The 23,583-nt window shown below is 72.6% G+C and carries 25 protein-coding genes and 2 pseudogenes; 10 read left to right on the forward strand and 17 right to left on the reverse strand.

The window, feature by feature from the left end:
* The 8 genes and pseudogenes from ACWEGE_RS25115 to ACWEGE_RS25150 form a co-directional block, all read right to left on the reverse strand.
* A pseudogene (locus ACWEGE_RS25115) lies at positions 1–347 on the reverse strand (M15 family metallopeptidase); the annotation flags it as partial.
* Positions 348–452: 105 nt separating this feature from the next.
* Complete coding sequence (locus ACWEGE_RS25120; RefSeq protein WP_449662899.1) at positions 453–1,016, reverse strand: cadmium resistance transporter; 564 nt, start codon at positions 1,014–1,016, stop codon at positions 453–455.
* A gap of 35 nt (positions 1,017–1,051) precedes the next feature.
* Positions 1,052–2,500, reverse strand: a complete 1,449-nt coding sequence (locus tag ACWEGE_RS25125) for an aromatic amino acid lyase (protein ID WP_449662900.1) — start codon at positions 2,498–2,500, stop codon at positions 1,052–1,054.
* Entirely contained in the window at positions 2,497–3,504 is a 1,008-nt protein-coding gene (locus ACWEGE_RS25130) for an ornithine cyclodeaminase family protein (RefSeq protein WP_449662901.1), read from the reverse strand. Before ACWEGE_RS25130 ends, ACWEGE_RS25125 begins: the two co-directional genes overlap by 4 nt.
* Positions 3,501–4,043, reverse strand: coding sequence for a YbaK/EbsC family protein (locus ACWEGE_RS25135; protein ID WP_449662902.1), 543 nt, complete (start codon positions 4,041–4,043; stop codon positions 3,501–3,503). The genes ACWEGE_RS25130 and ACWEGE_RS25135 overlap by 4 nt, the downstream gene beginning before the upstream one ends.
* 13 nt (positions 4,044–4,056) lie before the next feature.
* Positions 4,057–4,350, reverse strand: coding sequence for a DUF2516 family protein (locus ACWEGE_RS25140; protein ID WP_449662903.1), 294 nt, complete (start codon positions 4,348–4,350; stop codon positions 4,057–4,059).
* 84 nt (positions 4,351–4,434) lie between these two features.
* Entirely contained in the window at positions 4,435–5,124 is a 690-nt protein-coding gene (locus tag ACWEGE_RS25145) for a hypothetical protein (RefSeq protein WP_449662904.1), read from the reverse strand.
* Complete coding sequence (locus ACWEGE_RS25150; protein ID WP_449663095.1) at positions 5,121–5,540, reverse strand: helix-turn-helix domain-containing protein; 420 nt, start codon at positions 5,538–5,540, stop codon at positions 5,121–5,123. Before ACWEGE_RS25150 ends, ACWEGE_RS25145 begins: the two co-directional genes overlap by 4 nt.
* A 146-nt stretch (positions 5,541–5,686) precedes the next feature.
* Between ACWEGE_RS25150 and ACWEGE_RS25155 the strand changes: the two genes are divergently transcribed.
* Complete coding sequence (locus ACWEGE_RS25155; RefSeq protein ID WP_449662905.1) at positions 5,687–6,841, forward strand: methyltransferase domain-containing protein; 1,155 nt, start codon at positions 5,687–5,689, stop codon at positions 6,839–6,841.
* Here ACWEGE_RS25155 and ACWEGE_RS25160 read toward each other — a convergent pair.
* Genes ACWEGE_RS25160 through ACWEGE_RS25170 form a run of 3 tightly spaced genes read right to left on the reverse strand, consistent with a single transcriptional unit; the run spans position 6,838 to position 8,201 of the window.
* Positions 6,838–7,449 carry a nucleoside kinase gene (locus ACWEGE_RS25160; protein WP_449662906.1) on the reverse strand — a complete coding sequence of 204 codons (612 nt, stop codon included), beginning with the start codon at positions 7,447–7,449 and terminating at the stop codon, positions 6,838–6,840. The genes ACWEGE_RS25155 and ACWEGE_RS25160 overlap by 4 nt on opposite strands.
* A 1-nt stretch (position 7,450) precedes the next feature.
* Positions 7,451–7,825: a TFIIB-type zinc ribbon-containing protein gene (locus ACWEGE_RS25165; protein WP_449662907.1), complete on the reverse strand. Its 375-nt coding sequence runs from the start codon at positions 7,823–7,825 to the stop codon at positions 7,451–7,453.
* Between the two features lie 7 nt (positions 7,826–7,832).
* On the reverse strand, positions 7,833–8,201 hold the full coding sequence (locus ACWEGE_RS25170) for a VOC family protein (protein ID WP_449662908.1): 369 nt from the start codon (positions 8,199–8,201) through the stop codon (positions 7,833–7,835).
* Positions 8,202–8,284: 83 nt separating this feature from the next.
* Between ACWEGE_RS25170 and ACWEGE_RS25175 the strand changes: the two genes are divergently transcribed.
* Positions 8,285–8,746, forward strand: a complete 462-nt coding sequence (locus ACWEGE_RS25175; protein ID WP_449662909.1) for a CGNR zinc finger domain-containing protein — start codon at positions 8,285–8,287, stop codon at positions 8,744–8,746.
* A gap of 213 nt (positions 8,747–8,959) precedes the next feature.
* Here the strand turns inward: ACWEGE_RS25175 and ACWEGE_RS25180 are convergent, their stop codons facing one another.
* Positions 8,960–10,258: a DUF445 domain-containing protein gene (locus ACWEGE_RS25180; protein ID WP_449662910.1), complete on the reverse strand. Its 1,299-nt coding sequence runs from the start codon at positions 10,256–10,258 to the stop codon at positions 8,960–8,962.
* Positions 10,259–10,287: 29 nt separating this feature from the next.
* Between ACWEGE_RS25180 and ACWEGE_RS25185 the strand changes: the two genes are divergently transcribed.
* Together ACWEGE_RS25185 and ACWEGE_RS25190 are read left to right on the forward strand one after the other, a co-directional pair.
* Positions 10,288–11,463, forward strand: a complete 1,176-nt coding sequence (locus tag ACWEGE_RS25185) for a pyridoxal phosphate-dependent aminotransferase (RefSeq protein ID WP_449662911.1) — start codon at positions 10,288–10,290, stop codon at positions 11,461–11,463.
* Between the two features lie 753 nt (positions 11,464–12,216).
* Entirely contained in the window at positions 12,217–13,635 is a 1,419-nt protein-coding gene (locus ACWEGE_RS25190) for a hypothetical protein (RefSeq protein ID WP_449662912.1), read from the forward strand.
* A gap of 496 nt (positions 13,636–14,131) precedes the next feature.
* Here the strand turns inward: ACWEGE_RS25190 and yczR are convergent, their stop codons facing one another.
* The gene (gene yczR, locus ACWEGE_RS25195; RefSeq protein ID WP_449662913.1) at positions 14,132–15,580 is read right to left on the reverse strand and encodes a MocR-like transcription factor YczR; all 1,449 of its coding nucleotides are present in this window, start codon (positions 15,578–15,580) and stop codon (positions 14,132–14,134) included.
* A gap of 61 nt (positions 15,581–15,641) precedes the next feature.
* Here yczR and yczE point away from each other — a divergent pair, with 61 nt between their 5' ends.
* The gene (yczE, locus tag ACWEGE_RS25200; protein ID WP_449662914.1) at positions 15,642–16,268 is read left to right on the forward strand and encodes a membrane protein YczE; all 627 of its coding nucleotides are present in this window, start codon (positions 15,642–15,644) and stop codon (positions 16,266–16,268) included.
* Here the strand turns inward: yczE and ACWEGE_RS25205 are convergent.
* Positions 16,265–16,792, reverse strand: coding sequence for a Clp protease N-terminal domain-containing protein (locus ACWEGE_RS25205; RefSeq protein WP_449662915.1), 528 nt, complete (start codon positions 16,790–16,792; stop codon positions 16,265–16,267). The genes yczE and ACWEGE_RS25205 overlap by 4 nt on opposite strands.
* The gene (locus ACWEGE_RS25210; RefSeq protein ID WP_004559389.1) at positions 16,792–17,001 is read right to left on the reverse strand and encodes a sigma factor-like helix-turn-helix DNA-binding protein; all 210 of its coding nucleotides are present in this window, start codon (positions 16,999–17,001) and stop codon (positions 16,792–16,794) included. Before ACWEGE_RS25210 ends, ACWEGE_RS25205 begins: the two co-directional genes overlap by 1 nt.
* Positions 17,002–17,092: 91 nt before the next feature.
* On the opposite strand from ACWEGE_RS25210, the gene ACWEGE_RS25215 reads away from it, so the two are divergent.
* The gene (locus ACWEGE_RS25215) at positions 17,093–17,863 is read left to right on the forward strand and encodes a protein phosphatase 2C domain-containing protein (RefSeq protein WP_449662916.1); all 771 of its coding nucleotides are present in this window, start codon (positions 17,093–17,095) and stop codon (positions 17,861–17,863) included.
* Between the two features lie 51 nt (positions 17,864–17,914).
* Positions 17,915–18,475: pseudogene (locus ACWEGE_RS25220) on the forward strand (DUF998 domain-containing protein); the annotation flags it as partial.
* An 84-nt stretch (positions 18,476–18,559) separates the two neighbouring features.
* Here ACWEGE_RS25220 and ACWEGE_RS25225 read toward each other — a convergent pair.
* A complete protein-coding gene (locus ACWEGE_RS25225; RefSeq protein ID WP_449662917.1) occupies positions 18,560–19,588 on the reverse strand; it encodes a D-cysteine desulfhydrase family protein in 1,029 nt (342 codons plus the stop codon).
* 102 nt (positions 19,589–19,690) lie between these two features.
* Here ACWEGE_RS25225 and ACWEGE_RS25230 point away from each other — a divergent pair, with 102 nt between their 5' ends.
* From ACWEGE_RS25230 to ACWEGE_RS25240, 3 genes are read left to right on the forward strand one after another with little or no spacing between them, the layout of a single operon-like run.
* Positions 19,691–21,067 (forward strand): amidase, encoded by a 1,377-nt coding sequence (locus ACWEGE_RS25230; RefSeq protein WP_449662918.1) that lies wholly within the window; start codon positions 19,691–19,693, stop codon positions 21,065–21,067.
* Positions 21,034–21,609, forward strand: coding sequence for a TetR/AcrR family transcriptional regulator (locus ACWEGE_RS25235; RefSeq protein WP_449662919.1), 576 nt, complete (start codon positions 21,034–21,036; stop codon positions 21,607–21,609). Before ACWEGE_RS25230 ends, ACWEGE_RS25235 begins: the two co-directional genes overlap by 34 nt.
* Positions 21,609–22,475 carry an oxygenase MpaB family protein gene (locus ACWEGE_RS25240; RefSeq protein ID WP_449662920.1) on the forward strand — a complete coding sequence of 289 codons (867 nt, stop codon included), beginning with the start codon at positions 21,609–21,611 and terminating at the stop codon, positions 22,473–22,475. Before ACWEGE_RS25235 ends, ACWEGE_RS25240 begins: the two co-directional genes overlap by 1 nt.
* 504 nt (positions 22,476–22,979) lie before the next feature.
* Here the strand turns inward: ACWEGE_RS25240 and ACWEGE_RS25245 are convergent.
* The gene (locus ACWEGE_RS25245; protein ID WP_449662921.1) at positions 22,980–23,555 is read right to left on the reverse strand and encodes a CGNR zinc finger domain-containing protein; all 576 of its coding nucleotides are present in this window, start codon (positions 23,553–23,555) and stop codon (positions 22,980–22,982) included.
* Between the last annotated feature and the right edge of the window lie 28 nt (positions 23,556–23,583).

Here is a 23,583-nt window from a genome sequence, read left to right on the forward strand (position 1 = left end):
GCGACCTCGGTCGCCCGGTCGGCGTTGACGACCAGCTCACCCCGGTGCACCGCACCGTCGAAACCGAAGTGGCTCAAGCTCACCAACCGCAGCTGGCCGGGCCCGACAGGACACCCCTGGTGCCAGCTGTTCCCCAGCCGCTGAGCGCTGACCGGCGTGATCACGGCGATGTAAGGCGCAAGGCCGCTGCCCGCCGGCGCGGCGACCTCGACGGTCTGGGCCGAGGTAGCCGCAGGCGCCGGCCCGGCGACGGTCGGCACCGCGGACAGGGCGAGCGTGACGATGGCAAGAACTCTGGTTCTGAGATTCATGATCACCACACGCGCCGCCCCACCGAGCGGCTGCACCGGAGTCGGATGGGCCACAAGGGATAAACCCCGGAGCGCACTCGGCCGTCCGCCTGCGTTCGGCGCGCAGACCACGCGCCCGCTGCGATGTCATCCAGGAGGCTCTTAGAAAGCGCCGGCCAGGATCAGTGCGCCGAGGGTGATCAGCACCAGCGGTAGCAGCACGTGGCCCCACCGGGCGAGCACCCGGGCGATGCCCGGCCGGGTGGCCAGGAAGCGGCCCGCCGCGCACCACACCGCCACGCCCGCCAGGAACACCGCCACGTAGCCCACCAAGCCCGTGGGCCCGGTCGCAGCGAACGCCGGGACGTACACGCCGACGTTGTCGCCGCCGTTGGCGAAGCAGACCATTGCGATTCCGAGCACGCCGGCCGCCGGTGGTGGTTCGTCGTCTTCCTGGCGCCACGCCTGCCGTGCCGCGCGAACTCCCAGCAGCACCGGCAGCACGCCCAGCCAGCGGACCGCGCCGTCCGGCAGCAGGCCGGCTCCGAGCGCTCCCGCGACCGACACCGCCAAGATCGCCGCGAAGCCCAGGAACTGCCCAGCCACGACCCTGAGCTCGCCGCGCCGGCCGGCCGCCTGGCCGAAGAACACCGCGAGCAGGACCAGGTCGTCGACGTTCGTCACCGCGAACATCGCGGCCGCACGACCGAGCAGGCCGACGTCCACATTCACCTCCGCGGTACTCGATAAGCCCTGCGGATTCAGGTAAGCGTCGCCAGGTCGTCGAAGAAAGCCGCCCGGCAAACCGTGATCAGCCGCTCGGCTTCGGGTCCGAGCGGGCGGTCTTCGTCCACCGGCGGCACCACCGACCGCACCCACCGGTAGCCCGCGCGAAGCCCCGGCACGCCCTCCCCGCCGGCCAAGAAGCGGGCCTGGGACGCCGTGATCAGCTCGCACGCCGTGATCGCGAAAAGGTGCGAAGCCGCGGCGCGCAGCTGCTCGCCGGCCGCCGGCGCGAACGCTTGCACGTCCTCCTGGCCGGCCGACGTGTCGATCGAACCGAGCGTCGCCGGTGTCGCGAGCCGGCGCAGCGCGTGCAGTTCGCCCACCGCTCGCTTGTGCAGCGGGACCAAGCCCGCGCGCGGCCCCGGATCGGCCGTGAGCTGCGGTGGCAGCCCGCTGAACCGCTCGTCCAGCAACCGGTGCGTCCGCTGCACCGAGACTTCGCCGAGGTGCACCAGCGCGGCCGTCACCGCGTCCATCCGCAACCCCAGGTCCACCGCGTGGTACCCGGTCCCCGGAACGAACGAACCGTCGACGAAGGACGGCGAATCGCCGGGCATCGTCCCCCAGCGCCGCCGCGCTTCGTCCAGGTCGTCGTTGACGCGGGAAGCGTGCGCCAGCGCCCGCGGCGCGACCCGCACCGAAAGCGGGGCCTGCACCACGCCCGGCCGCACCGGGCCGATGCCCACCAGCTCGGTCAGCTCGCGCAGCAACGCACTCAGGTGGTCGTCGCCGCCCGCCGTGACCGGCGAGAACACTTCCCGTGGCGCGCCGAGCACGTCGATCGACATCGCCGTGGCGAGCGTCTGCAGGTCGATGAGCTGCCGAGCTTCGGTCCAGCCCCGCGCCGCGTGCACCACCGCCAGCGGAGAGCCTTGCAGCAGGGAGGCGCCTTCCTTCGGCCCGAGCACGTAGGGCGTGGCGCCACGCGCCGCGAGCGCCGAACCGGCCGGCACTTCGACGCCGTCCTCCAGGACCGTGCCGATGCCGAGGAAGGTCTGGAACGCGTGGGAGAGCGCGATGATCTCGCCCGAACTGCCGAGCCCGAAGCGCGGGACAGCGGGCGTGAAGCCGTCGTTCAGGCGGTCCACCAGGAACTGCACCAGCTCGGGACTCACCCCCGACCACGGTTGCAGGAAGTCGCGCAGCCGGACCACGAGCAGCGCGCGGACGTCTTCGGGCGGCAGCCACGGCGGTCCGCCGACGGCGCGGCCGATCAGCAGGTTGCGCTGGTGTTCGGCCTGCTGCCGCGGATCCAGGGCGACCCCCGCGAGCCGCCCCATCCCCGTGGTGACCCCGTAGACCGGCTTCTCCGGGTCCGCCAGGGCCGTCAAGACCGCTTTGCGACGCCGCGACAGCGCTTCTACCAGCGGTTTGTCCAGAACCAACCGTTCACCGTCAGTGAACTCGCTGTCGGAGACGATCATCGGTAGGGCAACATGGTGCCGACGCCGGAAGCGTCGGCACGAGCGAGGATCATGTTCGCCACCGCAACGTCCGTTGTGGACAGTCCGCGGTGCCAGAACAGGATCCGTTCGGCGTCGTGCTCGCGGCCGGGTCTGCGGCCCGCCACGATGTCGCCGATCTCGGCGTGGACCTTGTCCTCGGTGAGGAGGCCGGCGTTGAGCTGCGGGCGCAGGGCGCCGAACCGCGGGTTGCCGGACCGCGATTCGCGCCAGTCGTCGACGACGACCTTGTCGATGTCGTCGAGCAGCGTGAGCTCGAGCGCGCTGATCGTGCCGTAGGGCACCAGGAAGGTGCCCGGCCGGAGGAACTCGCGGCGCACCAGCGCCTCGGGCTCGACGAGCCGGGAGGCCTCGACCTGGATGTCCGCGCCGTCCAGGGTCTCCTCGGCCGTGGCGCAGACGCGGACGTCCTTGCCGAGCCGTTCCGAGAGCCGGCGGCCGAAGTCCTCGCGCGACTCCGGGCGCTTGCTGGTCACGCGGATCTCGGCGAAGTCGAACAAGGAGTCCAGCAGCACGACGTTCCACCAGGCGGTACCGCGGGCGCCGATGTGCCCGAGCACCCGCGACTCCGGGCGCGCCAGGTACTTCGCGCCGACGGCGGTCATCGCGCCGGTGCGGGCCTCGGTGATCATCGTGCCGTCGACGATCGCCCGCGGCATGCCGGTGTCCGGGTCCAGCAGCAGGATCAACGCCATTTCCGAAGGGAGGCCCCGTTCGAAGTTGCCCACGAAGTCACCGACGACCTTGACGCCGCTGACCTGCTTCGCGGACAGGTGACCGCGGAGGATGTTGAAGTGGCCCTTGCCGCCGTTGTCCGGCACGAGGTGCGTGCGCGGCTCGAAGACGACCTGACCGCGGCCGTGGTCGGCGAGCACGTCTTCGACCGCGCCGACGATGTCGGCGTCCGTGATGCCGAGCGAATCGATGTCGGCACCGGTCAGGTACCGGAGCCAGACGGACGTCACTTGGCGAGGTCCTCGACGATCTCCGCGCCGGGCAGGGCGGCCAGCGCGGCGCCGGAGATCAGCAGCTTGCTGCCGCGGATCCCGCTGCCGATGACGAGCTCGGGTGCGTCGGCGACGCGGCGGTCGAGCAGGACGGGCCATTCGGCGGGCAGGCCGACCGGCGTGATGCCGCCGTACTCCATCCCGGTCAGCGAGACGGCTTCGTCCATCGGCGCGAACGACGCCTTGCGGACGTCGAGGCGGCGCTTGATCACGCCGTTGACGTCGGCGCGGGTGGTCGCGAGCACGAGCGCGGCCGCGAAGCGGACCTCGCCCGCGCGCTTGCCGGCGACGACGACGCAGTTCGCGGACGCCTCGAGCGGCGAGCCGTAGGCCTCGCAGAAGGCGGCGGTGTCGGCGAGCGAGGGGTCGATCTCCGCGACGCCGACGGCGTCCGGGTCGGCGAGCCCGGCCAGCGCCTTGGCCACGGGCTCGGCGAGCAGGTCAGTACGCGTGGGGGCGGGAACGACGGTGAGGCTCCCGGCAATCGTCCAGGTCACCCCGCCAGCCTAACTACCAGCTGGAGCCGCCGCGCTGGACCTCGATCAGCTTCGGGCGGACGTCCACGATGTAGACCAGGGCCGCCGCCATGGCGGGCACGTAGAAGATCATTCCCGGGCCCATCACGGGGAACAGCACCATCGCGAGGGTCGCGCCGCCGGTGATCAGCATCCAGATCGGTTTGGTCTTGCGGTCGGCCGCCGAGTACGCGTCGGCGCGCTGGAGCAGCGCGTGCACGAAGGCGAAGAGCCCGACCAGCGCGCTGCCCCAGTGGATGACTTGGAGGATCCAGATGGCGACTAGCACAGCGACAGCTTACGGCAAACCACCCGAACGACCCCGGCCCCGCCGCCGGAGGTCCGGGGACGGGGCCGGGTGTTCACGGCGATGTCACTTGTCGGTCTTCGGCGCGGCCGGCTTCTTCGCGGCGGCCGAAGTGGTGCTCGACGAGGTCGTGCGGCGGGCCGGGGCGGCCGTCTTCGGGGCCGTCTTGTTCGCGACGCGGCGGCTCGCCGAGCGGGTCTCGTGGGCGACGTCGTCACCCAGCTCCTCGATGGCGTCGGCGGCCTCGCCGGCGACCTCGGTCACCTTGCGGGCGGTCTTCTCGCCGACCGAGCGGGTGCGCTTGGTGAAGGTGCCCAGCACGCCGTCGACGCGCTCGCGCACCTCGGCGGTGACGCCCTCGACCTGGCCCTGCGCGGTGGTCAGGGCCTCTTCGAGCTGCTCGATGGCCTTCTTGACCTGCGGCTGCGCGGAGAACTTGTCCCACGCCTGCTCGCCCGACTCGGCCAGCTTGTTGTACAGCTTGAGCGCGGCCTCGGTGTATTCGTCGATGACCTTGCGCAGCTCGGCCGGGTCCAGCTTCTCGCGGAGGCTCTCGACGTCCGTCGGCAGCTCCTGCAGGTTCTTGCGGGCGACCTCGCCGCTCTTGGTCACGTTCTCCTTGGCCTTCGCCACGGCGTCGGTGACGGCGTGGGTGGCCAGGTTGCCGGCGCCGAGCGCGGCGAGCAGCGGGGTGCGGACCTGGTCGAGGGCGGTGGTGACGGCCTTCTTGACGTCTTCGGTCTTGGGGGTGGTCATGCTGACTCCTCGGTTTTCGCGGCTGGTGTGGTGTCTGGGGTTTCCGGGGCGGGAGTGGCGGCCGGCCGTGCCGCGGCGTTCTCCCGGCGGAAGGACTCGTAGACGTCGAGCAGGACCTGTTTCTGCCGTTCGGTCAGCTCGGCGTCGGCGCGGATCGCGTCGCCCACCGGCCCGCCCGTGGGCAGGTCGAGGATCCCGGCCTGCACGTACAGCGCTTCCGCAGAAATGCGCAGGCCCTTGGCGATCTGCTGCAGGATCTCCGCGCTGGGCTTGCGGACCCCGCGCTCGATCTGGCTCAGGTACGGGTTGGACACGCCGGCGAGCTTCGACAGCTGGCGCAACGAGATCTTCGCGGTGTTGCGCTGCTGGCGGATGTACTCGCCGATGTCGGAAGCGATGTCCGCGACCTTCTCCATGGGACTGCCGGATCCTGACGTCCCACCGGTCTCTGCCATCCCGGTCACCTCCTCGCGACACCTTCGACGGTACGCCCGAGTGCTAGCTATTGCAAGCACCCTGCTTGCAACCTTCGGGTGTGACGCTCACCGCTACCGTGGTTGGCATGACGCGCTCGGCCCGGCTGCGGCGACGCCTCGTCGAGCACCTCCTCGACGAGGACGTCCTGCACGCGCCGGAGTGGGTCGCCGCCTTCCGGGCGGTGCCCCGCCACGTCTTCCTGCCGCGGTTCTTCGCGCCGGCGGGCGGGCTGTGGGCGGCGGTCGGCCGCGGCGACCCGGGCTGGCTGGAGACCGTCTACTCCCGCGACGTGCTGGTGACGCAGCTCGACGACGACCCGCTCCGCTGGGAGCTCGCCCGGCGCACCGGCCCGGTGGCGGGCACGCCGACGAGCTCGTCGAGCATGCCCTCGATCATGGCGATCATGCTCGAGGAGCTGCGGGTGCGCGACGGGCAGTGCGTGCTCGAGATCGGCACCGGCACCGGCTACAACGCCGCGCTGCTGAGCCACCGCTGCGGGTCCGGCCGCGTGTCCACAGTGGACATCGACCCGGCGCTCGTCGCGGCGGCGCGCGAACGGCTGGCCGCGGCGGGCTACCACCCGGCGTGCGCGGTGGGCGACGGCGCGCTCGGCTTCCCGGCAGGCACGCTCTTCGACCGGGTGCTGTGCACGGCTTCGGTGTCGGAGATCCCGCTCCCCTGGCTGGCGCAGACCAAGCCGGGCGGGCTGGTCGTGACGACGCTGAACCGCCCGATCGGCGCCGGGCTGGTCCGGCTCGTCGCCGGCGACGACGGCACCGCACAGGGCCGCGTCCTCGCGCGTGACGGCCGGTTCATGCCGCTGCGCGCGCACCGGCTGCCGGAGACCGGGCCGCTGCCGATGCCCTCGCGCGGTGACTGGGGGCAGACGCGGCTGCCGATGTCGACGGTGCTCCAGCCCCGCAAGCAGTTCGAATTCTTCGCCGGGCTGGCACTGCCCGGCGTCCGGCCGGTGCGCGAAGGCGGCGGCGACGCGCCGGGGGTCGCGCTGGTCCACCCGGACGGCTCATGGGTCCGCCACCGCAAGCGCGGCGGCGCGGACGAGGTCGCCCAGGGTGGCCCGCGGGCGCTGTGGGAGCTGGCCGAGGCCGCCTTCGTCGAGTGGTGCGAGCTGGGCAAGCCGGACCGCGACCGGTTCGGCGTGACGGTGACCGGCGACCGCCAGGAGTTCTGGCTCGACTCCCCCGGCGGCCGTACCTGGCCACTGGCACCGAGCGGCTAAGGCAGCCGCGCGCGGATCCACTTCTCCACGTGGTCGGCCGTCGCCTCGCGGGAGACGTCCGTGGTGTCGAAGACCTCGACGCCGAGTTCGGGCGCCGACTTCTGCAGCCAGTCGTTGAACTCCAGCATCTCTTCGATCCGCGGCTCGTCCCACTCCCGCCACGCCGGGCGGGCCCGCAGGCGCGCGCGCAACGACTCCGGCGAGCCGACCAGCGCGAGGTAGTGGATCTCACTGAAGAACGCGCGCTCCGGCAGCGGCTCGAACTCCGGGGGCGCCACCGTCCCGCACAGCACGACCGGGCGGCCGTTCTGGTGCAGCACCGCCGCCATCCGCAGCCAGGCCGAGCGGAACGCCGGGACGTCGTCGCGCAGGCCCCCGATCCAGAGGATGTCCTGCTCCAGCACGACGACGTCGCCGGCGAACCGGGCCGCCAGCAGCGGCCCCATCGTCGACTTGCCGGCGCCGCTGGGCCCGGTCAGCGCGAACAGCGGCAGCTTGCGGAACGGCCGCTCGTGCCCGCACTTCACGCACGAGACGACGGCGTCCGTGACGACCGGGCTGTCCGCCAGCTCCCCGCAGGCCGGGCAGATCCGCAGGTCGAGCCCCATCTCAGTCGAACAGGTTCTCGAGGAAGCTGCGCTTGCGGTGCCCGTGCCCGTACGGCCGCGGCGAGTCCGAGTACCCGCGGTGCGGTCGCGGCGAATCCGCGTAACCACCGCGGTACGCCTTGGGCGAGTCCGGGTAGCCGCCGCGGTAGGGGCGCGGCGAGTCCGGGCGGCCGTAGTGCGCCGCCGGACCGGGCTGGTACTGCGGCGGCTGGTGGCCGTAGAACGAGCTCTCCGCACCGACGATCGCCTCGAGCTCACCGCGGTCCAGGAAGATCCCGCGGCAGCCGTCGCACTGGTCGATGTGGATGCCGTTCTTGTCGACGGTCCGCATCTGGTTCTGACACTTCGGACAAATCACCCCGCCAAGCCTACGCAAAAACGCGTCAGCAGGCGCAGAGGCAGAAGGGGTGCCCGACCGGATCGGCGTAGACGCGGAAGGTCTCCGGGCCGTCGTCGAGCAGCTTGGCCCCGAGCCCGAGCACGCGCTCGTGCGCCGCTTCCAGGTCCGTGACGTTCAGGTCCAGGTGCAGCTGCTGCGGGTTGTCCGCGGACGGCCAGGACGGCGGCCGGTAGTCGGGCACCCGCTGGAACGCGATGCCCGCGCCGCCCGCGGGGTTGGCCAGCGTCACCCAGTGCCCGTCCTCGGCCGCTTCGGGCGCCTCCCAGTCCAGCACCGAGCGGTAGAACTCGGCCAGCGCCGCCGGGTCGGGGCAGTCGAGGGCCACCACACCCAGGGTCGGTACCGCGCTCATCGTCGCTCCCTTCGATCTTGGGTAACCAGCAAAGCGATTATGTGGGTTAGCACACGCGAAGGCAACCGCCGTACACTCGGGAAGTGCACACCGACGCCTCCTTCGTGGTGGAGTTCCTCAACACGGTCAACGTCGAAGAGGGCACCGACCTGCTCGAAGACCCCGGTCAGTGGCGCGAGTGGGCGGCCGCGCACGCACTGGCCGCCAATCCGGCGGAAGAGGCCCGCGCGGCGCGGGACGCCCTGCGCGCGGCGATCGGCGACCCGCGGCTGCCCGGCGGCAGCGTCGACGTGGGCACCCGGATCTCGCTCACCTCGGACGGGCCGGCCCTGGTCGCGGACGACGTCGTCGGCGCGGTCTTCGTCGCCTGCGCCCGCCTGGTCGTGCGCGGTGACTGGATCCGGCTGAAGATCTGCCCCGCCGACACCTGCCTGTGGGCCTTCTACGACGAGTCGCGCAACCGCTCGCGCACGTGGTGCTCGATGCGGGTCTGCGGCAACCGCGAGAAGGCGCGGGGCTGGCGCGCTCGTGCCGCCGCGGGCTGAACGGTCCTCATCCGAGCGGCGGACCCTCGAACGGTTGTGGACAACTTGGGGACGAAGCACCACATATCCACGCCCCGGACGGCCCGGCCACCACACGTTGTGGACAGTCGTTAGGCCATCACCGTGAAAAGCTGTGGATAACCCGGGGGATAACTCAGCTTCCTGTGGACAACTGGTTTGAACGCCCCCCGGGTGTGGTATAGGAATCGGCGGTCAGAACAGCAGCTCCGCGACGGCGTAGATGACCAGGCCGGCGAGCGCGCCCACCACCGTGCCGTTGATCCGGATGAACTGCAGGTCGCGGCCCACCTGGAGCTCGATCTTGCGGGACGTCTCCTCGGCGTCCCATCGCTCGACCGTGTCGGTGATGATCGTGGTGATCTCCCGTGAGTAGTTCTTCACGAGGTACGCCGCGGCCCCCTCGACCCAGCCGTCGGCCTTCGACCGCAGCTGGTCGTCGGTGATCAGCCGCTGCCCGAGCGAGGTGAGCCCGAGCCGGACGCGGCGGCGCAGCTCGCTCGACGGGTCTTCGGCCGCGGTCAGCAGCATCTCCTTCGCCGTGCTCCACGCCGAGCCGATCAGCCGCTGGACCTCCTCGTGGTGCACGATCTGGCCCTTGACCTGCTCGGCGCGGGCCATCACGTCCGGGTCGGTCTGCAGGTCCTGGGCGAACTCGCCGAGGAACTTGTCCAGCGCCAGCCGCATCGGGTGGTTGACGTCGGTCTTGACCGCCCACGCGAAGGCCAGCACCTCGCCGTAGACCTTGTCCGCGAGCATCTCGTCGACGAACTTCGGCGACCAGCTCGGCGCCCGGTCCGACACCACGCGCAGCATCGTCGTGTGGTTGTCGCGGACCCACTCGTAGGCGCGGTCGCACATCAGGTCCACGAGCTTGTGGTGCGCGCCGTCGGCGAACACGCCCTGCAGGATCTTGCCCAGCGGCGGGCCCCACGGCTTGTCGATGATCCGGCGCGCGACGGCCTGCTCCATGATCGCCTGGACGTCCTCGTCCCGGAGCACGCGGACGGCCGCCCGGACCACCGTGGCCAGCTCGGACGTGACGCGCTCGGCGTTCTCCTCCTGCGCCAGCCACGCGCCAAGGCGCCGCGCGATCTCGACGCGCTTGAGCTTGTCGCGCACGACCTCCTCGGACAGGAAGTTCGAGCCGACGAAGTCGCCGAGGCTGTTGCCCAGCGCGTCCTTCTTGTTCGGGATGATCGCTGTGTGCGGGATCTTCAGCCCGAGCGGGTGCCGGAACAGCGCGGTGACGGCGAACCAGTCGGCCAGCGCGCCGACCATGCCGGCCTCGGCGGCGGCGCGCACGTACCCGACCCAGCCCGGCCAGCCGCTCGCCTGCGCCCAGCCGGCCAGCAGGAACACGAGCGTGGCGCCGAGCAGGAACGACAGCGCGACCAGCTTCATCTTGCGCAGCGCGCGCCGCTTTTCCTCTTCACCGGCCGCGCCGCCCGGTGGGTCGGCGGGCGTCACCTTCGCGGGGGTCAGTTGCTCCACATCGCCATTGTCCGTGAGGATGGCTGATCGTGCGCGAACCTGCTCTCGTCCCCCGGCTGCGGCCGTTCACCTCGACCATCTTCGCCGAGATGACGGCGCTGGCCGTCAAGCACGACGCCGTCAACCTCGGCCAGGGCTTCCCGGACACCGACGGCCCGGACGGCATGCTCGAAGCGGCGAAGAACGCGCTGTTCGGCGGGGCCAACCAGTACCCGCCGGGGCCCGGGCGGCCCGAGCTGCGGGCCGCGATCGCGCGGCACCGGCTGCGCTACGGCACCGAGTACGACCCGGACACGGAGATCCTCGTCACCGCGGGCGCCACCGAGGCCATCGCGGCAGCGTTGCTGGCGCTGACCGAGCCCGGCGACGAGGTCATCGTCATCGAGCCGTACTACGACTCCTACGCCGCCGCGGTCGCGATGGCGGGCGCCGAGCGGCGGGTCGTCGGCCTGGTCGAGGGCCCGGACGGCCGGTTCGGGCTCGACGTCGACGGCCTGCGCGCCGCCGTCACGCCGCGGACCAGGGCGATCCTGGTGAACTCGCCGCACAACCCGACCGGGACCGTCTTCACCCGCGCCGAGCTGGAGGCGCTGGCGGCCCTGTGCGTCGACCACGACCTGATCGCCATCTGCGACGAGGTCTACGAGCACCTGGTGTTCGACGTGTCCAGCGGAGTCGAGCACATCCCGCTGGTCACGCTGCCCGGCATGCGGCCGCGGACGGTGAGCATCTCCAGCGCGGGGAAGACGTTCAACTGCACCGGCTGGAAGATCGGCTGGGTCTGCTCGACGCCGGAGCTCGTCGCCGCGGTGAAGGCGGCGAAGCAGTTCATCACCTTCGTTTCGGGCGGGCCGCTGCAGCCGGCCGTCGCGCACGCGCTCGACCACGAGCTGCCCTGGGTCGACAGCCTGCGCGCGTCGCTGCAGGAGAAGCGCGACCGGCTTTCGGCCGGGCTCGCGGACGCCGGCTTCGCCGTGCGGCCGACGGCGGGCACCTACTTCGTCTGCGTCGACGTGCGGCCGCTCGGCTTCACCGACGCGGCCGATCTGGCGTGGGAACTGCCCGGCCGGGTCGGGGTGGCCGCGGTGCCGGTGAAGGTGTTCACCGATCACCCGGACGAGTGGAACCACCTGCTGCGTTTCGCGTTCTGCAAGCGCAACGAGGTCATCGACGAGGCCATCACCCGATTGCGCAAACTGGTCTGATCTCCGCGGTCCGGCTGAGTAGACGACGGCCGCGGCCGTTCCGGCGCCGCACCGGGAGCCGGCCCGGCTCGGCCGGCCCGGCGGAGCCCGGACGGGCCGGCCCGCGCGTCCGCCACTTGCCACTGTTCCTCGTCACTCTCCGCGACGACGTTCACTGCGTCCGGCAACGCCCCGCGACGGCGCCCGAGGCGACGAGGAGGCGGGGCTCCGCCTGCCGGTGCCGGTCCCGGCGGCCGCCCGGCGGGCCGGCCGGCCGGGGCGGTTCGTGCTCACGGAGGGCAGCCGCCACCCGGGCCGGCCGGCGGCGCGTGGTTTCGGCGTAGGGCAAGCGAAGCCGCCCGCGGAACCCGTTCGGCCCAGTGGCGGTCCCACATTACGGGTCAAATTCCGGTCACTTGGCCGAAACCGCGCCGCGCACACCCAGCGGAAGCGGCTCGACACAAAGCGCGTCCGGGCGCGGGGAAACATCAGGTCATCCCGGGAGTGTGCAAATTGCAGAACTCGTCCGAATGGCCGTAAGAAGACACCCGAACGGCACTGAGAGTGATCAACTTGTCGGCCGCAGATGCCTTGACCGGCAGGGCCGCTCGGTCCTACGGGCTGGATCGAACGCGGGAGAGATGAAAGACTTCCGAGCGGTGCTAGAACGAGGGCAGCCCCGGGGGAACTGCGACCTGGCCGGAGAAAGACCCCAGCAAGAACAGGCTCGAGCGGAGATCGCGGAAGCCTCAGGCGCGGACGGTGGTGGTGGCGGTGAGCAGCACGGCGAACGCGCGCCGCGACGCTCCCGTTCGGCCTGCGCTCACGCCGGGTGAAACCGAAGCCCCGTACGCGCGCGTGCGCGTGCCGCGCCCGTGGACGGCCTCGCTGCAGCGGCCCGCCGCCAAGATCCTGGTCGCCGGCGGCCTGACCCTCGCGGGCTGGCTGCTCGGCGCCGCGCTGTCCGGCAGCACCGCGTCGGCGGCCGAGCGCCCGGCGTGCCCCGAAGCACCGGTGGTTTCCACTGTGGACCACGTCGAGAAGCCGATCTGGCACGCCCGGCACCGCAAGAACCACCACGGGACCGGCGAGAGCACCTGCGTGCTGCAGCCGAAAGCCGACAGCACCGACGGCAGCGACAGCACCGAGCCCGCCCCCGCGGACGAGGCGCAGCCCCGGCCGGACGAACCGGCCCCCGCGCCGGAGACCACAAAGGACGGCTCCGCCGGCGAGCCGGCCACCACCACGGCGGACAGCGCGCCCGCCGAAGAGCCGGCCCCGGAAAGCTCTTCCGCCGACGAGCCCGCCACCCCGGAGAGCTCGTCCACCGCGGAGCAGCCGGGCGGCTCGCCCGCCGAAGAGCCCGCGATCACCACCAAGGCCACCCGGAAGACCACCTCCACCACCGGCGCACCGAAGGCCACGTCGTCCGGCGGGAACCTGCTCGGCAGCCTCGTCGGCGGCACGCTCCAAGCGGTCAGCACGGTGACCACAAAGGACACGACCGAAGCGCCGGTCAAGACGACCTCGGCCGGCGGCGACCTGCTCGGCGGCCTCGTCGGCGGTGTCGTCGACGTGGTCGGCGGCACGCTCACCACCGTGACGAACACGGTCGGCGCCGTCACGGACACGCTTTCCCACACCGTGCTCGCCCCGCTCACCCAGCCGCCCGCGGGCCACCCCGACGGGCCCGTGCTGCTGCCCATCGACGACATCCTCGGCCCGCTGTTCGGCGGCGGCTCGAACTCCGGCGGCGTCATCGCCACCGTCCCGGGCCTGATCACCGTGACCACCGCCGGCACCCAGGCGCCGGCCGCGGTCCTCGAGACCGTCCCGGCCACGACGGCGGCAGCGCAGGCGCAGCAGCAGACCACCCGGGTGGTGACGCTCGCGCGCCTGGTCGTCCGGCAGTCGCCGTCGCTCCCGGCGGTTCAGGAGCAGCCGCGCGACTCCGGCATCCACGCCTCCGGCGGCAGCTCGACGCCGGGCCTGCCCGGCGGCACCACCGCGCCGAGCGCGCCGGCCCCCACCGCCGCCCCGGGCCACGACGGCTCCGGCGGCGCCCGCCACACCTTCGCCGTCCACACCGACGACGTCACCACCACGCAGCTCAAGCTGATCGGCACCAGCCGCGACCACGAGGTCGACGGCGCGGGCCGGGAAGCCGCCCTGCCGACCACCTCCCCCGACTGACGCCCGACCGGGCCGCCGGGGACAAGTGCGTCCAAATCAAGATCGTCAAGGCGCACCCGCACGCCGTTGAGGCGTGACGTTTCCCCTGCTCCAGCCAGGAATCCGTGGCTCTTTCACGTCTCGTGACGCCGTGGCGCGTCCGACGTACCCCAGGGGCGAAAAACCATGCGAACACACCAGCTTTCCGACCGGCCGACCGCGCCCGGCCGGGTCGGATCCCGGTCCCGGCGCCGCGCTGCCCCCGCGGCGCCGGGACCCACACCGGGTGCGCTCCGGGAGCCCTTGCTCACCGCGCCGAGCGAGGACTCGCAGTACCGCGAGCGCACCTGAGCCGCCGGCTTCCCGGCACGTCGAGGGGCTGTGCCGGGAAGCCGCGGCACCCGCGAACGGGGTCACGTCCGTGAGCGGGTGTGTGGAACGACGGACCGGTGCGCTGGATGCACATGAACGCCGCCCATCCCTGGGAGCAGGCACGCATCCAGCGCACCGGTTCGTTCTACGCGATGGACGCGTCCAGGGACGCCGGCGTGCCGCGAACCGACGCTTCGGCCGCGCTCAGCCGCCGGATCGCCTCGTCGATCCGGTCCGGTGGCAGCGAAAACGGCAGCCGGATCCAGCGCTCCAGCCCGCCGTGGACGCCGAAGCGCGAGCCCGGCGCCACCTGCACGCCGTGGCTCGCCGCCGCTACTGCCAGGCGGGAACTCACCGGTTCCGGCATGCGGCACCACAGCGACAGGCCGCCCGACGGCAGCGTGAACGTCCAGTCCGGCAGGTACCGGTGCACCGCGCCGGCCAGCGCGTCGCGGTAGCCGCGCAGCTCTTCGCGCCGGCGGTCCAGCAGGCTTTCGTCGGCCATCAGCTCGGTCAGCACCAGCTGCTCGAACACCGGTGACCCGAGGTCGACCGCGTAGCGCGCCGAAACCAGCCGGCCGAGCAGGTCCTCCGACGCGCGGATCCAGCCGAGCCGCAGCCCGCCCCAGTGCGTCTTCGACGCCGAGCCGACGCAGATGGCCAGGTCGCCGGCGAACGCGGCCAGCGGCGGCGGGCCGTGCCGGGGATCGCCCTCGAGGTCCAGCTCGACGAGCGTCTCGTCCACCACGACCGGCGTCCGGGCGCGGGCCAGCACGGTGCCGAGCCGGGCGCGGCCCTCGGCGTCCAGGCGCAGGCCGGTCGGGTTCTGGAAGTCGACGACCAGGTAGGCGAAGCGCGGCGACGCCTGGCGCAGCGCCGCGTCGACCCCGGCGATGTCCCAGCCGCGCCCGCCGCTCGGGTCGAGCGCCACCGGCACCGGGATCGCGTGCGCGGCGCGGATCGCCTCCAGGGCGTTCGGGTACGTCGGCTGCTCGACCAGCACGCGGTCGCCGGGCCCGGCGAGCATCCGCAGGACCAGCACGAACGCGTGGTGCGCGCCGTTGGTGACCATGACCTGCGCCGGCGTCGTCGGCAGCCCGCGCTCGGTGTAGCGCCGCGCGATCCGCTCGCGCAGGCCCGGCAGGCCGCGTTCGGAGTAGCCGTGGTCGCCGAGGTGGCCGGCGAGCCGGACGCGGGCCGTGTCGACCGCCGAAGCCATGCCCGGGACCGCGGGCGAGGACGCGTGGGTGAAGTCGATCGAGCCGTCGCCCGCCGGCGCGAGCGGGCCGCGGCGGCGGCGGCCGGGCGCGGCGATCCACGAGCCCGCGCCGCGGCGGCTCGCGACCAGCCCGGTCTCCCGCAGCCGGTCGAGCGCCGCGCCGATCAGCGTCCGGCTGGCGCCGAGCGCGTCGGCCAGCTCCCGCTCGGCGGGCAGCCGGGTGCCGAGCGGGAGCTGGCCGTCGAGCACCTGCAGCTCGATGGCCGCGGCCAGGTCGGCCGCCCCTTGTCGGGAGCCACCTTGCCGCCACGAGCCCAGCATGACGGCCAATCGTGGTCCTGAGATCCGGCCACCGACCGGGAGCACGGGTTCCATAAGACCAATATCCTGGAATTGGCTATGGTTTACCAGGCCACTGGGCGGTGATAGTGGAGACGTGGCTCAGATCGACCTCCGGCCCGTCCGGATCTCCCGCGACCCCGTCCGCCGCAGCGTGCAGCTCCTGGCCGGCCTCACGCTCTACGGCGCCAGCGTCGCCCTCGTCACCCGCGCCGGCCTCGGCCTCGAGCCGTGGAGCGTGCTGGCCGAGGGCGTCATGAAGCACACCGGCCTGACTTTCGGCACGGTCACCGGCCTGATCTCGGTGGCCGTGCTCCTGCTGTGGATCCCGCTGCGCCAGCGACCCGGGATCGGCACCATCGCGAACGTCGTGATCATCTCGGTGGTGGTCGACGTGGTCCGGGCGTTCCTCCCGGACCAGCACGAACTGGGCTGGCAGATCGCGCTGCTGGCCGGCGGCGTCGCGCTCAACGGCGTCGCGACCGCCACCTACGTCGGTGCCCGGCTGGGCCCCGGCCCCCGCGACGGCCTGATGACCGGGCTCGCCGGGCGCACCGGCTGGTCGGTCCGGCTGGTGCGCACCGGCATCGAGATCACCGTGGTGGCGGCCGGCTTCCTGCTCGGCGGAACCGTCGGCGTCGGCACGGTGCTCTACGCGCTGGCCATCGGCCCGCTCACCCAGGCGCTGCTGCCGCTGACCACCTGGCGCGAGCGGACCGCCTAACCCGCCTTGCGCTGCTGGACGGCCCGGCGCAGCGTCAGGTAGTCGGCGCCGCGCCGGGCGAGGACGTCGTCGGTGCCGCGTTGCTGGGCCAGCGCGAGCAGGATGTGCTCCTGGCCGAGGTGCTTGTCGCCCAGCCGGACGGCCTCCTTCAGGCTCAGCTCCAGCGTCTTCTTCGACTGCGCGGTGAAGGGGATGTGCCCGCGCTTGGCCGGGCCGAGCCGGCCGGACAGGGCCCCTTCGCCGTGCGTCTGCTCGACGCGTTCGACGATCTGCTCGACGTCGATGCCGAGCTCGGTGAGCGCCTCGGCGTCGGCGTCGCTCACCCCGCCGCGGCGCCGGGTGCGGGCCAGCTCGGCCGCGATGTCGTCGGTGGACACGCCCAGCTCGGCGAGCACCGGCGCGGCGGTTTTCACCAGGCCCGCGAGCAGGTGGGCGGGCCCGATCTCCACCGAGCCGGACTCCCGCGCCACGATCTGCGCCTCGATCACCGCGAGCCGCGCGTCCGCCGTGAACCGCTCGAACATCAGTGCCTCCCGTACTTCTTGTGCACGGCCTGCCGGCTGACCCCCAGCTCGGCGGCGATCTCCTGCCACGACCAGCCGTGCACCCGCGCGCTGCGGACCTGCACGGCCTCCAGCTGTTCCAGCAGCCGCCGGAGCGCGGCGACCGCGCGCAGCCCCACCCGGGGATCGCGATCACCCGCCCGGGCGGCCAAATCCGTCGCTTCCGTCATGCTTGTCAACCTACGTTGACATCACGACCCTGTCAACCTCAGTTGACACGCTCAGCGCGAACGCCCGGAACGGGCGACGTACAGTCGGGTGATGCCCGAGATCGCGATCGCCGAACGGGCCGGGGTGGGCGCCGACGGCCACCCACGCCCCACCGAGGACCACGTCGTCGTGCTGCCCAACGCGGTGCTCGTTCTGGACGGCGCCACCTCGGCGGACCCCTCGCAGCCCCCGGGCGGCTGGTACGCCGAGCGGCTGGCCCGGCGCCTCGCCGCCGACCTCCGCGCGGCACCGGAAGCCGACCTGGCCGAGCTCCTGACCAGCGCGATCGCCGCCCTCGCCGCCGAGCACGACCTGCGGCCGCAACGCTCGCCGTCGAGCACGGTCGCGGCCGTGCGCTGGCTCGAAGACCGCGTCGACGCGCTGGTGCTGGCCGACAGCCCGGTGGTCGGCTTCGGCGGCTTCGGCGTGGACGTCGTCTCCGACGACCGGCTGACCCGGCTGCGGCGGCGCGGGATGCTCCAGACCGGCGCCGACGTCCGGCGCCGGCGCAACGCCCACGACGGCTTCTGGGTCGCCGAAGCCGTCCCGGGTGCCGCCGCGCACGCGGTCCGGCGCAGCTGGCGGCGCGCGGACGTCGACGCGGTCCTGCTGGCCAGCGACGGCGTGTCCATCGGCGTCGACCAGTACGAGCTCTTCGACTGGCGCGAGGTGCTGGCGGTCACCCGCGGCGACGGGCCCGACGCCGTGCTCGACGCCGTCCGCACCGCCGAGAAGCAGGATCCGGACGGCGAACGCTGGCCCCGGCCGAAGCGGCACGACGACCAGGCGCTCGTCCTGGTCGACTTCGAATCAGGGGGTTAATCAGGGTCTTCCCTGATCACGGGCGGTCACGTTCCCGAGACCCTGGACGGCATGGGGATCGAAGCGGGGACGCGGACGAGGCCGTGGCGGCTCGTCGCGCTGGGTGCGGTCGGGTGGGGCCTGTTCACCGCCGTGGTGCTGCACATCGTCAGCTCACGCAATCCGGTGTACGACACGTTGTCCAGCTACACGGTGACCGACCGCGGCGAAGGGATGCTCGCGGCGAGCGTGCTCTCACTGGCGATCGGGTCGCTGGCCGTGCTGGGCGCACTGCAGGTCGCGGGGGTGCCGCTGTCGCGGACGACCCGGCTGCTGCTCGCGTTGTGGGCGCTCGGGCTGGCCGCGGCGGCGGTCTTCCCGGCCAGCTACCCGGAGGCGCCGAACCCGGTGAGCGGCGAGATCCACCTCTACGCGTGCCTGGTCGCGTTCTGCAGCCTGCCGGGTGCGGCGGTCTCGCTGCTGGAGCCGTTGCGGGGCCGGCCGGAACGCGTCGCGCTGGTCCGGGCGATCCGGCTGACCGCGGGCGCCTTCGCGCTCTTCGCGCTGAGCTTCGTGTTCGTGCGGCTCAGCGAGGCCGGGGTGGCGCCGTTCCACGAGATCTCCGTCGCGTTCCCGATCGGCGTCATGCAGCGGCTGCTGCTGCTCGCCGACGTCGCGCTGCTGATGACGCTGCTGGGGCTCGCGACCCGGCTGGAATCAGCCTTCGACGGCCGCCGCGAATTCGGGCGCGTAGCCGTACAGGCCGGGCATGCCGCCGGTGTGCAGGAACACCACGTGGTCGTCCGGGGCGAAGTGGCCCGCCCATTCGATCAGCGCGGCGGCCACCTTGCCGGTGTAGACCGGGTCGAGCACCACGCCCTCGGTGCGCCCGAAGAGCCGTAGGGCGGCCCAGACCGCGTCGGTCGGGATGCCGTAGCCGGGGCCGAGGGTGGAATCGCCCAGTCTCGCGTGCGTGAAGGGCGGCGACGCCACGCCGAGGAGCTTGGCCGCGCCGTCGACGAGTTCGTGGAGGTTCTCGGTGGCTTCGTCGAGCGGGTGGCTGACGCAGGCGATGCCGACGCCGAGGTTCCCGAGCAGCGCGGTGGCCAGGACCACGCCGGCGGCGGTGCCGCCGCTGGCGTGCGGGACGACGAGGTGAGCGCGCTCGACACCGCGTTCTTCCAGCTGCTTCGCCAGCTCGTGGGTGGCGCGGACGTAGCCGAGCGCGCCGAGGTCGTTGGAGCCGCCGACCGGGATGGTGGCGACCTTCCGGCCGTCCTTCCGGGCTTCGGCGACCAGGCGGTCGTAGGTGCGGCCGGTCTCTTCGCCGTCCGCGCAGACGTGGACGGTCGCGCCGAAGAGCCGGTCGAGGGGGAGGTTGCCGCCGTGTTCGTACGCCTCGCCCTCGCGCGGGACCTTGGCGGTGAGCACGAGTTCGCAGCGCAGGCCCAGCTTCGCGCACGCGGCGGCGGTCTGGCGGCCGTGGTTGGTCTGGAGCGCGCCGAAGGTGATCACGGTGTCCGCGCCGGCCGCCTGCGCGGCGCCCAGGTGGTATTCGAGCTTGCGGAGCTTGTTGCCGCCGGCGCCGAGCGGGTGGACGTCGTCGCGCTTCAGCCAGAGGTTCCGCAGGCCGAGGGCTTCGCCGAGCCGGGGCGCCTCGTGCAGCGGGGTCGGCCGGCCACCCAGGTCGACGCGGGGGATCGCCGCCAGCGCGGCGTCGGGGAATCCGGCGAAGTCGAACGTCATCGGCCCTCCAAGCTCTTTCCGCCCACTTTAGAGCGGGAGTAGCCGGAGACCGCCGGTATCCGGTAACGTTCGTTCGAACGAACGAGAACTTCGGGGGCCACCATGACCGCTACGAGCCTCGACTTCACGGGTCTCGCCGCCCAGGCCGCGCGGCTCGCCGCGGGTGAGGCCGGTTCCGCCGAGCTCACCGCGGCCGCGCTCGGGCGCGCGCACGCCAGCCAGCCGACGCTCAACGCGTTCCGCCACCTGCGTGACGACGAGGCCCTCGCCGAAGCCGCGGCCGCGGATCGGCGCCTGGCCGCCGGTGAGCGCGCTCCCCTGCTCGGCGTGCCGGTCGCGATCAAGGACGACGTCGACCTCACCGGCCTGCCCACCTCCTTCGGCTGCCCCGGCGAATTCCCGTGCGCGACGGCCGACGCGCCCGCGGTCGCGCTGCTGCGCGAGGCCGGAGCTGTGATCATCGGCAAGACGAACACCCCCGAGCTGGGTCAGTGGCCGTTCACCGAAGGCCCCGCCTTCGGCGTGACGCGCAACCCGTGGCACACCGGCCACACCCCAGGGGGTTCTTCGGGCGGGAGCGCGGCCGCGGTGGCGTCGGGGGTCATCGCGGCCGCGCTCGGGTCCGACGGCGCCGGCTCGGTGCGCATCCCGGCCGCGTGGACCGGGCTGGTCGGCATCAAGACCCAGCGCGGCCGGATCCCCACCGGCGGCGAGCTGTTCCACGGCCTCACCGTGCTCGGTCCGCTGGCCCGCACGGTCGAAGACGCCGCCCTGCTGCTCGACGCCGCCGCCGGGACGGCCGGGGTGTTCCGCGCGGCCGCCGCGCGCGAGCCGGGGAAGCTGCGGATCGGCCTGTCCACGCGGATCCCGTTCACCGCCACCAAGACCCGCCTCGACCCGGTCGTCGAAGCCGCCGTGCGCCGGCTCGCCGAGTCGCTCGCCGGGCTGGGCCACGAGATCGTCGAGGTCGAACCGGATTACGGGCTGATCGGGCTGACGTTCCTGCCGCGGTCGCTCACCGGCGTCCGCGACTGGACGCTGCGGGTGCCCGACCGCGCCGGGCTCGACCCGCGCACGCGCAGCAACGCCGGCCACGGCCGGCTGCTCGCCGGACCCGCGCTGCGGCTGGCCCGCGCCCTCGAACCGGGGCTGCACCGGCGGATCGGCTCGGTGTTCGGCCGCGTCGACGTGCTGCTGACGCCGACCACCGCGACCCCGCCGCCGCCGATCGGCAGGTTCGACGGACTGTCCGGCTGGGAGACCGACCAGGCCATGATCGCCGCCTGCCCGTACGCTTGGCCGTGGAACGTGCTGGGCTGGCCGGGGGTCAACGTCCCGGCCGGGCAGACGGCGGACGGGCTGCCGCTCGGCGCGCAGCTGCTCGGCCCGTCGCACGCCGAGGAGCGGCTGGTTTCGCTCGCCGCGCAACTGGAAGAGGTCGAACGGTGGCCGGAGCGGCATCCGGAGACAAGCTGGTAAGCACCCGTGAAGCCATCCTGCGCGGCGCGCTGACCGTCGTCGGCGAACACGGCGTCGGCGGGTTGACGAACCGCCGGATCGTCGCCGCGGCGGGTGTCTCGCTCGGTACGTTGACCTACCACTTCCCCAGCCAGACGGCGTTGCTGCGCGAGGCGATGCTGTTGTTCGTCGAGGACGAAACGGCGAAGCTCGGCGCGATCGTGGACGGCCACCGCTCGGCGGGGCTCTCGGTGGAGCAGGCGGCCTCGGTGGTGGAGCACGTGATCGCGCAGCTGCCGTTCGGCGCGGATGAGCTCGGCGCGCACGAGCTGTACCTCCAGTCCGCACGGGACCCGGAGCTGCACGAAGCGTCTTCGCGATGCTTCGCAGCGTACGACGAGCTGGCAGTGACGATCCTGGCGGCGCTGGGCGTCCCGGAGCCGCACCGGCTGGCCGGGCCGGTGGTGGCGCTGATCGCGGGCTTGCAGCTGCGGCGGCTGGCGACGGGTGAGACGGACACGCCGGTGGCCGAGCCGCTGATGATGCTGATCCGCGGGGCTTGATGGCGCGGGCGATCGTCCGCGGCACGGCGGCGTGGAAGTACTTCGGCGACTTCCGCGACGCGTTCCTGGCCGAGCAGGTGCTGGTGCTGCAGGTGGCGCACCCGGTCGTGGCGGCGGGCGTCCGCGATCATTCGGACTACGCATCGGATCCCTGGACCCGGCTGATGCGAACGGTCGCCTCGCTGTCGATCTACGTCTACGGCGGCCCGGCGGGCGCGCGTGTCGAGGCGGCGCGGTTGCGGTCCCTGCACCGGAACTTCACGGGTTCGGCGGACGGACGCCGCTACAGTGCGCTGGACCCGGCGGCGTACGCGTGGGTGCACGCGACCCTGGTGAAGGCTCCTGTTGACGCGCAACGGTTTTTCGGCGTGCCAATGTCCAAATCGGAGCTTGCCGAGTACTACGCGCAGATGTGCGACATCGGGCGGGTCCTCGGGGTTCGCGAACGCGACCTGCCGCGGGACTGGGCGGAGTTCGAGCGGTACTACGACGCGATGGTCGCGGGTTTCGGGACGAACCCGACGATGGAGACGCTCCTCGAGACGATCCGGACGGTGCCCAAACCGGTGCGCTGGCTGCCGGACTCGTGGTGGCGGTGGTTCCGGGAGGGGCAGCTGTTCCTGGTGCGGGCCACGTTGCCGCCTTCGTTGCGGGAGGCGCTGGGTCTCCAGTGGACGGATTCGGACGAGCGACGGTTTGCGCGCTTTGCGGCTTGGGTGCGGGTGGTGGGCAGGCCGATCCCGGCGGGGTTGCGGACGGCGCCTATGCGGTGGACCGGGAAGCTCAACGTCTGGTTTCGCGCGCACCCGCGGGTTTATCGGGTGCTGATCCGGCATGAAGGGCCGGGGGCGAAGCCTCGCCTTTGAACGCTTCCGAGGCGGGCGGCGCGGGTGGCTGAGGGGCGGGCTCTGAGTGGGTGCAGGCCGGACTCGCGTGCTTGAGAGCCGAACTCGCGTGATCGGAGGCGCAACTCGCGTGACTGAGGGCGGAACTCGCGTGAGCAGAGGCGCAACTCGCGTGACTGAAGGCCGAACTCGCGTGACCAGCGGCGCAACTCGCGTGACCGGAAGCGCAACTCGCGTAACCAGAGGCGCAACTCGCGTGACCGGAAGCGCAACTCGCGTAACCAGAGGCGCAACTCGCGTGATCGGAGACGGAACTCGCGTGACCAGAGGCGGAACTCGCGTGATCGGAGGGGCAACTCGCGTGACTGGCAGGGCTTCTCGCGTGATTGGAGGGGCATCACTCGCCACCGGCCGGGGCGGCGCGAAGCGGGCGGAGCGGCCAGTCGCGAGCGAGGGCCCGCGGGGGCGCCCCCCGTCTCCAGCGTATCGGCCGGCTATGACAGAAACCGGGCACGACCGCGCCCGCTAAGCCGGGTTGTGCACATCTCGCCTTGATTGTGGACCGGTGCGGGCGTAGTGGGCTCGGGCCTTGGCTCGGTTGCCGCAGCGGGACATCGAGCACCACTGGCGGTTGCGGCGCGGTGAGGCGTCGCAGAACCTCAAGCCGCAGTCGTCGGCCGCGCAGACCCGGACCTCCGCCTCGCTCGTCGCCAGGTCGATCGCGTCCGCCGCCAGCGCCGCGAACGCCGCCGCCACCGGGTCCTTCGGGGCCGGGACCTCGCGTCGCAGCTCGCCGCCCACCAAGGCCAGGCGGGGTGGGGGCGCCGTGGCCGAAGCCGCCGCGTTGTTGACCAGCTCCACGTCCATCGAAGACAGCTCCTCCGGCGGCAGCAGCACCCGGTCGATCGCCTCCCGCAGCGCCTTCGCCGCCAGCACGTTGCCCGCCGTCACCGGCACCGGGCCCGTCGTGAACCCCGCCAGCGAGAGCCACTCGGCCAGCGCGTCCGGCCCGGTCAGCAGCTCGAAACCCGTCGAGTGCCTGCTGCGCAGCGTGTTGACGAGGTCGAGGCACGGCCGTCCGCCGTCGAAGACCCACTCCATGCCGGTCATTCTAACCCTTGAAGACAGT

The sequence above is a fragment of the Amycolatopsis sp. NPDC004747 genome, assembly GCF_053601335.1.

Bases quoted from the DNA above. Each gene is read 5' to 3' on its own strand.
- ACWEGE_RS25125 (WP_449662900.1), bottom strand. From the start codon at position 2,500: ATGATCGTCTCCGACAGCGAGTTCACTGACGGTGAACGGTTGGTTCTG.
- ACWEGE_RS25145 (WP_449662904.1), bottom strand. From the start codon at position 5,124: ATGACCACCCCCAAGACCGAAGACGTCAAGAAGGCCGTCACCACCGCC.
- ACWEGE_RS25150 (WP_449663095.1), bottom strand. From the start codon at position 5,540: ATGGAGAAGGTCGCGGACATCGCTTCCGACATCGGCGAGTACATCCGC.
- ACWEGE_RS25155 (WP_449662905.1), top strand. From the start codon at position 5,687: ATGACGCGCTCGGCCCGGCTGCGGCGACGCCTCGTCGAGCACCTCCTC.
- ACWEGE_RS25160 (WP_449662906.1), bottom strand. From the start codon at position 7,449: ATGGGGCTCGACCTGCGGATCTGCCCGGCCTGCGGGGAGCTGGCGGAC.
- ACWEGE_RS25170 (WP_449662908.1), bottom strand. From the start codon at position 8,201: ATGAGCGCGGTACCGACCCTGGGTGTGGTGGCCCTCGACTGCCCCGAC.
- yczR (WP_449662913.1), bottom strand. From the start codon at position 15,580: ATGGAACCCGTGCTCCCGGTCGGTGGCCGGATCTCAGGACCACGATTG.
- ACWEGE_RS25205 (WP_449662915.1), bottom strand. From the start codon at position 16,792: ATGTTCGAGCGGTTCACGGCGGACGCGCGGCTCGCGGTGATCGAGGCG.
- ACWEGE_RS25210 (WP_004559389.1), bottom strand. From the start codon at position 17,001: ATGACGGAAGCGACGGATTTGGCCGCCCGGGCGGGTGATCGCGATCCC.
- ACWEGE_RS25215 (WP_449662916.1), top strand. From the start codon at position 17,093: ATGCCCGAGATCGCGATCGCCGAACGGGCCGGGGTGGGCGCCGACGGC.
- ACWEGE_RS25225 (WP_449662917.1), bottom strand. From the start codon at position 19,588: ATGACGTTCGACTTCGCCGGATTCCCCGACGCCGCGCTGGCGGCGATC.
- ACWEGE_RS25230 (WP_449662918.1), top strand. From the start codon at position 19,691: ATGACCGCTACGAGCCTCGACTTCACGGGTCTCGCCGCCCAGGCCGCG.
- ACWEGE_RS25240 (WP_449662920.1), top strand. From the start codon at position 21,609: ATGGCGCGGGCGATCGTCCGCGGCACGGCGGCGTGGAAGTACTTCGGC.
- ACWEGE_RS25245 (WP_449662921.1), bottom strand. From the start codon at position 23,555: ATGGAGTGGGTCTTCGACGGCGGACGGCCGTGCCTCGACCTCGTCAAC.